Genomic DNA, 1394 nt, shown 5'->3' on the forward strand with positions numbered 1-1394 from the left:
CACGAACCGCTCCGCCGACAGGTCGGGCCGGTGCAGATATCCGCGCGCCAGCCCTGGGCCCATGACGTACAGCTCGCCCACGGTTCCCGGGCCGACCGGCTTCAGGAAGTCGTCGAGCACGTAGGCCCGGGTGTTGATCAGCGGGCGGCCGACCGGCACCGGGCCGTCCTCCCGCGCCGGTCGCAGTGGCTCGCTCATCGCCGCGCAGACGGTCACCTCGGTGGGGCCGTACGCATTGACGAGGCGGCGGTCCGACCAACGGCGGGCCAGCCTGGGCGGGCACTCCTCGCCCGCCACCACCAGCGTCTCGACGGTGTCCGGCAGTGCGTCCACGGTCCCCAGCACCGATGGGGGCACGGTCATGTGCGTGATCCCGAACTCGGCGGCGAGCTCCTCCAGCGAGCCGTGCGGCGGCAGCCTGTCGCCGTCGACCACGACGAGCGCCGCGCCGGAGAGCAGGGCCATGCACAGCTCGGAGACGGCGGCGTCGAAGCTCCAGGACGCGAGTTGCAGGACGCGTGAGTCCGTGCGTACGGCGAAGCGTTCGATCTGGCCGGTGGCGAGGTTGCCGATGCCGCCGTGCGTGACGACCACGCCCTTGGGCGTGCCCGTCGAACCGGACGTGTAGATCACGTACGCGGGGTCCGACACGCGGCAGGCGGGCTCATCCGGCCGGGGCGTACGCCTGACGAGGGGGGATACGGTCTCGGGGGCGTCGAACACCCAGCGCGCGGTGCCCGTGGGGAGTACCGGCTCGGTCGTGGTCGTGCACACCACGAGTACGGGCTCCGCGTCGGCGAGTACGTGCGCGATCCGCTCCGCCGGGTGGGCCGGGTCGACCGGCACGAACGCGGCTCCGGACCGGGCCACGCCCAGCAGCACGGCGACCACGTCCACGGAGCGTTCCATGATCACGCCGACGAGGTCTCCCCTGCGAACACCGCGCGTCAGCAGGTCGTGCGCCACGCGGTCGGCGGCCTGGCCGAGTTCGGCGTACGTCCACTGCCGGTCCGTCCCGATCACGGCCGGCGCGTCCGGGGTGCGGCGCACCTGTGCGTCGAACAGCTCCCCGAGCGTTCCGGCCCCGACCGGCCGGTCGGTGTCGTTCCAGCGTTCCACGACCGCGGTGCGCTCCGCCGTGCCCAGTACGTCGATGTCGCCGACCCGCAGCGTCGGGTCGGCCGCGAGCCGTTCGAGGACGCGTGTCAGCTGCCGACCCACCTGAAGGGCATGCTGCCCGTCGAACACGTCGGGCCGGTAGGTCACTCGGACCTCGATGCGGCCGTCAGGGACGACGCCGATGGCCAGCGGGTAGTGCGTTCCCGCCTGGCTGCTCAGCTGGGTGAGCGTGACCGGGGCGGGCGCGGGGGCGGAGCTGTCGCTTATCCACATCT

Annotated in this window: 1 protein-coding gene; it reads right to left on the reverse strand. The window is 72.8% G+C overall.

The genetic code is table 11. The annotated features are described in order from the left end of the window. Positions 1 to 1394, reverse strand: a 1394-nt coding sequence (locus AOK03_RS36800; RefSeq protein ID WP_157869181.1) for an amino acid adenylation domain-containing protein, incomplete at both ends; no start/stop codon positions are given.

It is taken from the genome of Streptomyces atriruber, assembly GCF_001418325.1.
Lineage (GTDB): Bacteria > Actinomycetota > Actinomycetes > Streptomycetales > Streptomycetaceae > Streptomyces > Streptomyces atriruber.